Origin of the sequence: Asanoa sp. WMMD1127, assembly GCF_029626225.1 — a bacterium.
GTDB lineage: Bacteria > Actinomycetota > Actinomycetes > Mycobacteriales > Micromonosporaceae > Asanoa.
Window position 1 is genome coordinate 6361549 of sequence record NZ_JARUBP010000001.1, and the last position, 12021, is coordinate 6373569.

9 protein-coding genes are annotated in these 12021 nt (G+C 72.5%); 6 read left to right on the forward strand and 3 right to left on the reverse strand.

Annotation, left to right across the window (positions count from 1 at the left end; translation table 11 throughout):
- The first annotated feature begins 5 nt into the window (after positions 1–5).
- Both O7635_RS30455 and O7635_RS30460 read left to right on the forward strand, forming a co-directional pair.
- The gene (locus O7635_RS30455; protein WP_278083933.1) at positions 6–635 is read left to right on the forward strand and encodes a maleylpyruvate isomerase N-terminal domain-containing protein; all 630 of its coding nucleotides are present in this window, start codon (positions 6–8) and stop codon (positions 633–635) included.
- A gap of 117 nt (positions 636–752) precedes the next feature.
- Positions 753–1862: an acyltransferase family protein gene (locus tag O7635_RS30460; protein WP_278083934.1), complete on the forward strand. Its 1110-nt coding sequence runs from the start codon at positions 753–755 to the stop codon at positions 1860–1862.
- Between the two features lie 52 nt (positions 1863–1914).
- Here the strand turns inward: O7635_RS30460 and paaK are convergent, their stop codons facing one another.
- Both paaK and O7635_RS30470 read right to left on the reverse strand, forming a co-directional pair.
- A complete protein-coding gene (gene paaK, locus O7635_RS30465; protein ID WP_278083935.1) occupies positions 1915–3189 on the reverse strand; it encodes a phenylacetate--CoA ligase PaaK in 1275 nt (424 codons plus the stop codon).
- An 8-nt stretch (positions 3190–3197) separates the two neighbouring features.
- Positions 3198–3488, reverse strand: a complete 291-nt coding sequence (locus O7635_RS30470; RefSeq protein ID WP_278083936.1) for a DUF4287 domain-containing protein — start codon at positions 3486–3488, stop codon at positions 3198–3200.
- Positions 3489–3686: 198 nt separating this feature from the next.
- On the opposite strand from O7635_RS30470, the gene O7635_RS30475 reads away from it, so the two are divergent.
- From O7635_RS30475 to O7635_RS30485, 3 genes are all read left to right on the forward strand, one after another.
- Positions 3687–6479 carry a M14 family zinc carboxypeptidase gene (locus tag O7635_RS30475; RefSeq protein ID WP_278083937.1) on the forward strand — a complete coding sequence of 931 codons (2793 nt, stop codon included), beginning with the start codon at positions 3687–3689 and terminating at the stop codon, positions 6477–6479.
- A gap of 111 nt (positions 6480–6590) precedes the next feature.
- Positions 6591–7799, forward strand: coding sequence for an FIST N-terminal domain-containing protein (locus O7635_RS30480; protein ID WP_278083938.1), 1209 nt, complete (start codon positions 6591–6593; stop codon positions 7797–7799).
- A 4-nt stretch (positions 7800–7803) separates the two neighbouring features.
- The gene (locus O7635_RS30485; protein ID WP_278083939.1) at positions 7804–10131 is read left to right on the forward strand and encodes a GGDEF domain-containing phosphodiesterase; all 2328 of its coding nucleotides are present in this window, start codon (positions 7804–7806) and stop codon (positions 10129–10131) included.
- Between the two features lie 162 nt (positions 10132–10293).
- On the opposite strand, the gene O7635_RS30490 is transcribed toward O7635_RS30485, so the two are convergent.
- Positions 10294–10842, reverse strand: a complete 549-nt coding sequence (locus O7635_RS30490) for a hypothetical protein (RefSeq protein ID WP_278083940.1) — start codon at positions 10840–10842, stop codon at positions 10294–10296.
- A gap of 158 nt (positions 10843–11000) precedes the next feature.
- Here O7635_RS30490 and O7635_RS30495 point away from each other — a divergent pair, with 158 nt between their 5' ends.
- Positions 11001–12008, forward strand: coding sequence for a LacI family DNA-binding transcriptional regulator (locus tag O7635_RS30495; protein WP_278083941.1), 1008 nt, complete (start codon positions 11001–11003; stop codon positions 12006–12008).
- Positions 12009–12021 lie beyond the last annotated feature (13 nt).

Sequence of the window (12021 nt, forward strand, 5' to 3'; positions counted from 1 at the left end):
GCCGCATGCACAGCGGCGCCTACCTCGACGCGGCGACCATCGCCGCCGGCCTGCTCGCCGATCCGGCGGTCGCCGGCCGTTGGGACGAGCCGTCCGCCCTGCCCGAGTTCTCCGTCGCCGGCCTGGCCGGACACCTCGCGCGGCAGGTGCACCTGGTCGCCACCCTGGTCGACGCGCCGGTGTCGGACCAGCGACCGCGTGACCTGATGGCCCACTACGGCGACGCGGCCTGGCTCGGCGAGGACGTCGACTCCCCGGCCAACGTGGCGATCCGCGCCCAGAGCGACGAGTTCGCCGCCGGCGGCCACGCGACCGTGGTCGACCAGCTGCGAGAAGACCTCGCGGCCGTGCGCGCGAAGCTGCCGGGCGCCGACCCCGACCGCGCCGTGCCACTGTGGACCGGCTGGGCCCTGAGCCTCGACGACCTCCTCCTGACCCGCATGATGGAGATCTCGGTGCACTGCGACGACCTCGCCGTCAGCGTCGGCGTCGCGACGCCGGCCTTCCCGCCGGCGGTGCTCCGGCCGGTGTTCGGGCTGCTGACCGATCTGGCGGTGGCCCGTTACGGACAGACCGCCGTGCTGCGGGGCCTCAGCCGCCGGGAGCGGGCGCCCGAGACGATCTCGGCTCTCTGACCCGCCGACCCACGAACGTTACGGCTCGACCGGGCGGACATTAGGAGCCGGACGGCCGTCCCCCGCGCGGCGTACGAAGCACCGACGGAGACCGCGAGCCGTGGCTATCGTCGCCCCGTGACAGCGACCAGAGACGGCTGGGTCGGACCGCCGCGTTACCACACGGCCACCGCCCCGCCGTGGCAGGCGACCACGCAGGCGCTGCCCACAGTGGACAGGGACCGGTGGTTCGACTTCCTGCGGGCCGCGGCGATCCTGCGGGTCGTGCTCTACCACATGTTCCCGGTCGCCTGGCTCGGCCTCGGCTTCCCGGCGATGGGCGTGATGTTCGCGCTCGGCGGCTCGCTGATGGCGAAGTCCGTCGACCGCTCGGCCACCCGGGCGGTACGCGGCCGCCTGCGCCGCCTGCTGCCCGCGCTGTGGCTGCTCGCCGCCGTGGTCGTACCCGCCATGCTGGTCCTCGGCTGGGACGACCACCCGGCGTGGCCGGCCTTCCTGTTGTGGCTGCTACCGATCGCCGAACCGCCGGCCAGCGCGTGGGCCGAACCGGTCAGCGGCATCCTGTGGTACCTCGTCACCTACCTCTGGCTCGTGTTGCTCTCGCCCCTGCTGCTGCGCCTCTACCGCCGGGCCAGGGTGGTGGCCGTGCTCGCACCGCTGGCCCTGCTCCCCCTGTTCCAGGTGGCGCCGTGGCCGTTCGGCGACCGATCGGCTTCGGTCATCGAAGACGTGCTGACGTTCGCGGCCTGCTGGCTGCTCGGCTTCGCCCACCGCGACGGCGACCTGCGCCGGCTGCCTTTCGGCGCGGTCCTGGCGGTCTCGGTGGTGGCCACCGGCGGCGCGGTCGGCTGGGTGGTCACGCACCACGGCGCCGCGGGCGTCGACCTCGCCGACAGCCCGGTGGCGTACGCCGTCTACTCCATCGGTTTCGTCCTGGTGCTGCTGCGCCTGGCGCCGCGGATGGACTGGCTGACCAGCCACCGGCGCGCCGACGCCGCGGTGACCCTGCTCAACTCCCGCGCGGTGACCATCTACCTGTGGCACAACGCCGCGATCACGGCGGCGTTCCCGCTCGGCGACCTGCTGCACGTGTGGGCGTTCGGCGACACGGTCGCCGAGGTCGGCTACACCGCGATCGGGCTGTGGCTGCTGGCCCTGGTGGTCCTCCACGTCGGCTGGGTGGAGGACCTCGCCGCCCGCCGCCGCCCGCGACTCGTCCCGGTGTAAGGAACGGTCCGTTCTTAACGCTATGCGTTAAGAACGGACCGTTCCTTGCCCCTCAGCGGTTGTCGACGATCCGGCGCATCTTGCCCATCGACCGCTCGACCTGGTCGGGGTCGAGCACCTCGACCGCGATCGTCACGCCGATCGTCTCCTTGACCTTGGCGGCCAGCGCGTCGGCGGCCGCCGCGGCCGACGCCGGCGTGACCTCCGGGCGCCGCTCGACCCGCACGGCCAGCTCGTCGAGCCGCCCCGACCGGGTCAGCACGCACTGGAAATGCGGCGACAGCTCGGCCGTGCCGAGGATCAGCTCCTCGATCTGGGTCGGGAACAGGTTGACCCCGCGCACGATCATCATGTCGTCGGTCCGGCCGGTGATCTTGGCCATCCGGCGCATCGGCCGGGCCGTGCCGGGCAGCAGCCGGGTCAGGTCGCGGGTGCGGTAGCGGACGACCGGCATCGCCTGCTTGGTCAACGAGGTGAACACCAGCTCTCCGAACTCGCCGTCGGGCAGCACCGCTCCGGTGACCGGGTCGATGATCTCCGGATAGAAGTGGTCCTCCCAGATGTGCGGGCCGTCCTTCGTCTCGACGCACTCGTTGGCCACGCCGGGACCCATCACCTCGGAGAGCCCGTAGATGTCGACCGCGTCGATGCCGAGCCGCTCCTCGATCTCGCGGCGCATGTCCTCCGTCCACGGCTCGGCGCCCAGGATGCCGAGCCGCAGCGAGGTCGACCGCGGGTCGACGCCCTGCCGCTCCAGCTCGTCGACGATCGCGAGCAGGTAGCTCGGCGTCACCATGATGATCGACGGCGCGAAGTCGCGGATCAGCATGACCTGGCGCGACGTCATCCCACCGGACACCGGCACGACCGTGCAGCCGAGCTCCTCGGCGCCGTAGTGGGCGCCGAGGCCGCCGGTGAACAGGCCGTAGCCGTACGCCACGTGCACGATGTCGCCCGGCTCGCCGCCGGACGCCCGGATCGACCGGGCCATCAACCGGGCCCAGGTGGTGATGTCGTCCCGGGTGTAGCCGACCACGGTCGGCCGGCCGGTCGTGCCCGACGAGGCGTGCACCCGGACCACCTGCTCGCGCGGCACGGCGAACATCCCGAACGGGTAGTTGGCCCGCAGGTCGTCCTTGCTCGTCGTCGGGAACCGCGCGAGGTCGTCGAGGGACTTCAGGTCGTCCGGGTGTACGCCGGCCGCCGCGAAGGCGGCGCGGTAGTGCGGGACGTTGTCGTGGGCGTGCCGCAGCGACCAGCGGAGCCGTTCCAGCTGGAGCGAGCGCAGCTCGTCGACCGACGCCCGCTCGATCGGTTCAAGCGGCATGCGGCCCACTATGCCGGCCGGCTGGCCTTGCCGTCGAGCCAGAGCACGTCGGACGCGTCGCCGTGCGACCCGGCCCGGCCCACGTGCTTGCCGGAGATCTGCGGGCCCTTCTTGATCACGTGGACCATCGCCATCGCGTGACCGCGGCCGAGGCCGTAGTCGTCGCGCAGCCACTCGACGATGACGGTCGCCTTCACCGCCGGCGCGTCGAAGCCCTTGGCGCGCGCCTCGTCGAGCAGCTCCCGCGGCGTCTTGCCGGTCTTGGTCTCCACCGCGTCGAGGTAGGCCTGGAACGACATGTCGGTTCTCCTTCTGGGTGTCGTGGTGCTCTTCACCGACGCAGCGAACGAGCCGGACCGGTTTCGACATCCGGCTGGGACAATTTCTAGGGCCCACAGTGGACGGGGTCCGACGTTCGGACGTTGACCATGAAGAATGCCAGGTCCTAGGCTCGTTTTGCCTTTCACTCCACCTTTCCGGGAAGGGAAGCGGGTTAAATGCGACTACCGAACCGCGCGAGACGGCTGGCGGGTGCCGCGACAGCGCTCCTGCTCGCCGGCACCCTGCCGCTGCTCAACGGCGTCCCCGCCGGCGCGCACCCCACACGTCCGGCCTGCGACCCCGACCCGCAGGCCCGCCTGGCCGACGTGCCGAGTCCGGAGTCGTTCTTCGGCTTCCCGCTCGGCCTCGGCCAGCCACGGGTCGTCACCAACGACGAGATCCGGCGGTACGTGGCCGCGGTCGACGCCGCGTCGGACCGCGTCGTCACCGGCACGATGACCACCAGCGTCAACGGGCAGCCGCTGCCCTACGCGATCGTCTCGGACCCCGCGCACGTCACCAAGTCGGGGCTGGCGGCGATCGCGGAGAACATCCGCGACCTGCGCGACCCGCGCACGATGGCGCCGTCCAAGGCGGCCCGGATCGCCAACAACGACCCGGCCATCGTCTACATCGCCGGCAACGTCCACGGTGGCGAGACCAGCGGCGCCGACGCCGCGCTGAAGTCCCTCTACGAGCTGGCCGCCGGCCTGTCGTGCGACGTCCGCGACCGCAACGACAACCTGCTCAACATCATCGTTCCGACGCAGAACCCGGACGGCCGCGACGCCCTCCGGCGGCAGAACGAGTACGGCTTCGACCTCAACCGCGACTGGTTCGCCCGCACCCAGCCGGAGACCGACGGCAAGATCGAGCTGCTCCGGAAGTATCCGCCGCAGGTCTTCGTCGACGCACACGAGATGGGCAGCCGGCGCTACTTCTTCCCACCGAACGCCGACCCGATCCACCACGAGATCGCCAGCGAGCCGGTCGACTGGATCAACCGGATCGGCGACGCCAACAAGGCCGCCTTCGGCTACAACGGCGCCTGCACCGACACCGTGACCACCGAGTGCTACTTCAACTACGACGTCTACGACCTCTTCTACATGGGGTACGGCGACACCGTGCCCGCGGCCGGCTTCGGCGCGGCCGGCATGACCTACGAGAAGGGCAGCGCCTCGGCCGTCCAGGACCGGGTGCAGCAGCAGTTCAACACCCAGTGGGCGACGATCGGCTGGGCCTCGGCCAACAAGCGCGAGGTGCTGCGCGGCTGGTTCAAGGTCTGGAGCGACGCGCTGGCCGAGGGCCGGGCGGGCACGCTCGAGCCCAACGAGGTCGTGCAGCCCGACAACACGGTGCAGTTCCCGGTGCCGGACATCAAGATCAAGTCGTACTTCCTGCTGCCCGACCGCCAGCTCGCCGACGTGCGCAAGCTGGTCGAGCGGCTGCGCGCGATGGACGTCGAGGTCTACGAGGTCAAGGAGCCGGTCACCGTCCCCAACGCGCGGGTGTTCGGCGGCCGGTCCGCCGCCGACCTGACCGTGCCGAAGGGCGCCTACTGGATTCCTATGGCCCAGCCGCAGAAGCACTGGATCCAGGCGACGCTCGGCGAGGACCCGTACGTGCCGTTCCCGTACTTCTACGACGTGTCGTCCTGGAGCAACCCGCTGCTGATGGGCATCGACACCATCTACACCGGTGACGACCTGCACCCCAAGGTGCAGCGGGTCGCGCGTCCGCAGGGCGGCAAGGCGGCCACGGCGCCCAAGGGCGGCTCCTACCAGTACCGGCTCGACTCGGCCAACGCGTCGGAGTTCACCTTCGCGCTGCTCGACGCGGGCGTCGCGGTCCGCCGTGACCTCGCGACCAACGTGGCCACGCTCCCCGAGGGCGGCCTGACGCGGGCGCTCGACGAGCGGGCCCGCGGCCTCGGCGTGACGCTGAGCGCCAGCCGCAAGCCGCCGGTCGGTGATGCGGTCGACCTGCCCGACGTCGGCCTGTTCCGTGGCACCGGCGTCTCGACCACCTCCGGGTCCTACGGCGAGGCCCGCTACGTGCTCGGCAGCCGCTGGGGCCTCGACCTCCAGCCGGTCACGACCGCCGACATCAACGACAACACGGCCGCGTTCACCGACCGCTCGGTGCTCCTGGTGCCCGACGGCAGCAGCCCGACCGGCGGCCTGACCGCGGCCGGCCAGCAGCACCTGCGCGACTGGGTGGCCGCCGGCAACACCTACATCGGCCTGCGCCGGGAGGGCACCCGGGTGGCCCGGTCGGCCGGGCTCACCTCGACCACCGAGTTCGAGCCGCCGGAGGAGGCCGAATACACCGTGATCGGCTCGCACTTCCGGGTCGACGTCGACCACGCCAGCCCGGTCGCCGCGGGCCGGCCGGCCGAGGACTTCGAGTTCAACAACGAGGATCCGATCCTGACCGCGAGCACCACCGGCACCAACGTGCTCACCTACCCGACCGACGACACGTTCTGGCACAACGGCTTCACCGTCTCCGAGGACCTGCTCAAGGGGACCGCGGCGCTGGTCGACGAGCCGACGGGCGCCGGGCGGGCGGTGCTGTTCGCGTTCAACCCGCTGTTCCGGGCCTACAACGAGAGCGGCCTGCACCTGCTGGCCAACGCCGTGCTCTACCCGGAGGGGCAGTCGGTGGCCCGCAAGGCGGCGACCGCCGACCCGGCCCGGGCGGCCGCGGCGGCGCAGCCGGCGCCGGAGAACCTGGGCGGCGAGTGGCGACCCATCACCATTCGGGTCGCCGCGAGCGATCTGGCCCGCGTCAGGTCGGTCGTCACCGGTTACACCGACACCGCCCGGTTCAGCCAGGCCGGCGGCTCGGCGTCCGTGCTGATCCCCAACCCCGAAGGCCGGCTGGCCGACGAGCACCCGTACCTCCGCGACCTGGTCAGTGACCTGCGCGCGGCGGGGATCCCGCTGCGGTCGGTGGTGGGCTGAGACACCGCTGTGGTGGTCCCGGCCCCCGGTCGGGGCCACCACGGCACGTTATGACCACGGCCACGGTCGTGAGCCCTGAAGGCGAGATCCGCTCACCACTACAATCGGTGGTTGTCTGACCACGCGCTCGTGGGGGTGAGCACCCTGACCAGCACCAAAGCCCGGCGCGGCGTCGGCACCGGCGAAGGTCCCGACGCCCGTCTGGCCACCGAGAAAGCCCTCGGCGAGGCATTACGGCCGCTCGAGGGGCAGCAACCCGATCTGATCCTGGTGTACGCGTCTGTCCGGTACGACCTGCCGACGGTGCTGAAGACCGTCAACGCGGCCGCCGGTTCGGCCGTCGTCGCCGGCGCCACCAGCTCCGGCCAGCTCCAGTCGGGCCGGCTCACGGAGCCCGGCGACGGCGTGGCCGTGCTGGCGCTCGCCGGTGGCGGCTACCGCTTCGGGCTCGGCCACGCCACGGGCCTGCAGGCCGACGCCACCAGCGCCGGCCGCGCGCTGGCCCGCGCGGCCCTCGACGCCGCCGGCCCGGTCCGCTCGCCGCACGAGGCGGTTCTGATCTTCTCCGACGGGCTGGCCGGCGACCAGCAGGAGCTGCTCAACGGCATCCACAAGGTGACCGGGTTCCAGATCCCGGTCATCGGCGGCGCGGCGGCCGACGACCGCCGGCTCGCGGAGACCTTCGTGTTCGCCGGCGACCGCGTGCTGCGCGACGCCGCCGTCGCCATCTGGATCGGCTCCGACCGGCCGCTGCGGGTGGTCGGCGGGCACGGCTGGCGGCCGACCAGCCTGCCGCTGATGCTCAGCGGCGTGGAGGGGCAGATCGTCAAGGAGCTCGGCGGCCGGCCGGCGCTCGAGGTGTTCTGGGAGAACTTCCGCCCGCGCGGCGGCCCCGACACCACGCTCTACGAGCGGGCCGGCGGCTACCACTCCGAGCACGCGTTCGGGCTCATCCAGCCCGACGGCTCGCTGCTGATCCGGGGCGCGTTCATAGACGCCGACGGCAAGCTGCGCACGTTCTCGCCGATGCCGCCGTACTCGGCGGTCCAGGTGGTCTCGTGCGAGCCCGACGACCTCCTCGAGGTCGGCGAGCAGGTGGTGGAGAGCGTCGTCGGCGACGAGGAGCCGGCCGTCGTGCTGGTCTTCGACTGCGTGGCCCGGCTCGACATCCTCGGCAAGCGCGGGCACGAGGAGGCCCGCCGGCTGCAGGAGGCGGCCGGCGGCGCGCCGACGTTCGGCTACTACACCTACGGCGAGTTCGCCCGCACCACCGGCGTCGCGGGCTACCACAACGCCACGATCGCCGCGATGGCGTTGTAGCCCGTTGGTCGCGTACGGGGACCCGCAGGCGCCCCGCTTCGAGTCCGAGGCGGAGTCGCTGCGGGCTGCCCTCTCCCGGGCGGAAGGGGCGGCCGCGGCCGCGTACCGCGACACGGCCCGCCTGATCCGGCTGCTGACGGTGATCGGCACGCCGTCGTCGCCCGGCCGGTTGATAGACCGCACGCTGACCGTGCTCTCCGAGGTGTTCGCGGCCGACGTCGTGTGCATCGCCGAGGCCGTCGACGACCGTTTGCTCGTCACCGCGTCCTGCGGGTTGCCCGAGGACGACCCGGCGTTCACCACCGGCTGGGCGCTCGGCCCGACGGCCCGCCGCGTCATCACGTCCGGTGGCGCCGCCGCGCGGCACGGCGTCGAGGCCGCCGACCTGCCGCCACCGCTGAGCGACGCGCACAACGCGTCCGCGGCCTGGATACCCCTGTCCGGTGTGGGCTCCGAGTTCGCCGGCGACCTGCTCGTCCTCTACCGCACCGGCGGCGACCTGTTCACGCCGGCCGACCTGCAGGTCCTGCTCTCGATGGCCTACCGGATGTACTCGGCCGTCGAGGCCCGTGAACGCGGCGTCGCGATCGAGCGGCTCGCCCAGGCCGGCCCGGACCTGGCCCGCCACCTGGAGCTGGGCGCCCTGCTCGACGACGCCGTGCTGCTGCTGCGCGAGCTGACCGGCACCGACGCGACCTGGATCCTGAGCGTGCGCGACGAGCTCGCCGAGGTGGCCGCCGCGGCCGAGACCGGCGCGGACACCGGCCGCCGGTGGCCGATGCCCGCCACCGAGCTGCCGGGCTGGCCACGGCTGGCGGCCGGCGAGGCTTACGTCGGGCCGGGCGCCAACAGCGAGGACCCGATGCTGCTGGTGCCGGTCATGCGGGACGACACGGTGATCGCCGTGCTGGCCGCCCGCGGGCAGCGGGCCCGGTCGTTCGGCAAGTCGTCGGTCGAGGTCGCGCAGGTGCTCGCCAGCTACCTGAGCGTCGCCATCAGCAACAGCGAGCTCTACCGCCGGCTCAAGGCCCGCGAGCAGGAGCTGCACCGGCGCGCGTCGCGTGACCCGCTGACCGGCCTGGCCAACCGGATGACGGCGGCGCAGCGGATCGACGAGACGCTGGCCGGCTCGCCGACCGGCGTGGCCGGCCTGCTCTTCTTCGACCTCGACAAGTTCAAGGCCGTCAACGACCGGCTCGGCCACGAGGCCGGCGACGAGCTCATCCAGCAGGTCGCGCAGCGGCTGCGCAAGGTCGTCCGGCCGGGTGACATGCTGGCCCGGTTCGGCGGCGACGAGTTCGTCCTGCTGATCAACGGCGCGTCGGACCTGACGGACCTGACCGACATGGGCCGCCGGATCCAGGTGGCGCTGGGCGACGCGTTCCCGCTGCGCGGCGAGCGGGTCGAGGTCACGGCGAGCATCGGCGCGGTGCTCGGCCGGCGTGGCACGGCGTCGGCCAGCGCGATGCTGCGCGACGCCGACGCCGCCATGTACGCGGCCAAGGCCCGCGGCAGCGGCCGGCTCGAGGTCTTCGACGACGAGGCGTCACACCGCTCGATCGACCGGCTCGACCTGCGTTCCGACCTGTCCGAGGCGCTCGAGCACGGCCAGCTCTCGGTGGTCTTCCAGCCGATGGTCGAGCTCAAGAGCAACACGATCCGCTCGTTCGAGGCGCTGGCCCGGTGGCGGCACCCGGAGCGCGGCACCGTGCCGCCCGACGAGTTCATCCCGTTGGCCGAGGAGACCGGCGCGATCGTCCCGATCGGCGCGTGGGTGCTCGACCAGTCCTGCCGGCAGCTCGCGGCGTGGCAGCGGGAGTTCCCCGAGGCGCACCTGACGATGAGCGTCAACATCTCGGCCGTGCAGCTCGAGCGCGGCCACGGCGACCTGCTCGAGGTGATCCGGTCGACGGGCGTCGACCCGGCCGACATCTGGCTCGAGGTGACCGAGCACATGGACACCGCCGAGGACATCTCGTCGCAGGTGGACGCGCTGCGCGACGCCGGCGTGCACTTCGCGCTCGACGACTTCGGGATGTCGTACTCCAGCCTCGCGTACCTGCAGCGGTTCCCGGTCGAAGGGTTGAAGATCGACCGGGCGTTCGTGGCCGCGATGAACGACGCCGCCGACAGCGGCCGCGGCATCGTCCGCGCCATCATGGCGGTGGCCGACTCGCTGTCGATGAAGGCGTTCGCCGAGGGCATCGAGGAGCCGGCCCAGCTCGACGCGCTGCTCGACCTGGGCTGCGGTTACGGCCAGGGCCACCTGCTCTCACCGCCGCTGTCGGTCGAGCAGGCCACCGCCGCCCTGCGGGCCCAGCGCGACCGCTAGGGGGTGTCTCGTGGATCAGGGTGGTGCCCCGGCGAGGTCCAGGCGGCGTCCGGGCGTGCGCGGAGGTGGGTCGGATACCGGTGTTGTATCCGGCCCGGCTCCGCGTGCGGTCGGTCGTCGTCTGGGCCCGGCGGGGTGCCGGCATGATCCACGAGACACCCCCTAGACCAGGGCCGAGCGGTCGATCGTGCCGTCGGCGGTGCGGGGGAAGCGGTCCAGGACCGTGATCTCGCGCGGCACGCGCGGCGCGGCCACCCGGGCCGCCAGATAGTCGCGGAGCACCGTCGGGTCGGCCCGCCAGCCGGGCAGCAACGTCACGTATCCGACCAGGACGGCGCCGGCCTCGTGCCGGCGGACCACCACGGCGCACTCGTCGACCTCGTCCGCCGCCGCCAACGCGGCCTCGGCCACTTCCGGGTCGGACCGGCCGCCGCGGATGCGGACGCTGGGCCGGCGGCGCTCCGGTGCGGGTCGGACGTGCGCCAACGGCACGCCCGCCGCGAGCGGCAGGGCCACGGACGGCGGAAGCCACAACGTGGTGTGCGGCGGCGGCGCCAGAACCCGCGTCGGGACCAGTCGCGGGTAGGTGGCGCGCAACAGGGCGCGGATCGCGCGCGGGTCGGCGTCGTCGGCCACGGGAATGTCCCGCTCCGCGGCCCATCGCCGGATGGCGGACAGCTCGTGCCCCCAGTCCCGCAGCAACGATCCCATTCCCCGTGACTCCCCTGTTGTGGCAAACGCCGGTAACTTTAGGTCACAGAGCAACTACGTTCAGACATCGCGCGGTTCGGCGTGTCCCGGTTAGTTCGACGGCTGTCACTGCCGACGCGGTAGGATCCGGCCGCAGGAGACTCACCGAGGAGGTCCGGGTGGCGTTTCGCGGCGACCGGCCGCGGATCGGCCAGGTCGCGCAGCTCGCGGGCGTCAGCGCGACCACGGTCTCGCACGCGCTCAACGGGCGCCGGCCGGTGTCGGCGGAGACCCGGCGGCGGATCATGGACGCGATCGCCGAGCTCGGCTACCGGCCCAATGTGGTCGCCCGCGGCCTGCGCGCCGGCCGCAGCCTGACCGTGGGCCTGGTAATCCCCGACATCACCAACCCGTTCTATCCGGTCCTGGCCCGGGGCGTGCAGGACGTGCTCGGCCCGGCCGGCTACGACGAGATCATCACCAACACCAACGGCGTACGCGACCTCGAACGCGCCGCTCTCGACAAGATGATCTCGCGACAGGTCGACGGTGTCGCGTTCGCGGTCTTCAACACGCACGCCGACGACCTGCAACCGGTGATCGACGCGCAGATCCCGGTGGTCCGGCTCGGTGGGCGGCAGAGCCAGCCCGGTGTCGACCTGGTGCACAGCGACGACGAGGGTGGCGCCCGCGAGGCGGTCCGCTACCTGCTCCACAGTGGATACCGCCGGATCGCCTTCATCTGCGGGCCGGCGGCCGTGGGCCCGGCCGCGGAGCGGGTCGCCGGCTACCGCGCCGCGCTGGCCGAGGCCGGCGTCGGTCCACAGCAGAACCTGGTGGTGCACACCGACTTCAGCCGGGCCGGCGGCGCGCACGGGGTCGAGAAGCTGATCCGGCAACGGAAGCGGCCCGACGCGGTGCTCTGCGCCAACGACATGATGGCGATCGGCGCGCTCGACGCGGCCCGGGAGCGCGGTCTGCGGGTGCCGGACGACCTCGCGGTGATGGGCTTCGACGACATCGAGGCGGCCACCCTGGTCACCCCGCAGCTGACCACGATCGCCAACCCGGCGCGGGAGATCGGCATGGCCTGCGCCCGGCTGCTGCTCGACCGGATCAACGGCGCGGCCGGCCCGCCGCACGAGCTGGTCATCCCGACCCGGCTCGTGCGCCGCCAATCCGCCTGACGCTCGTCCATAT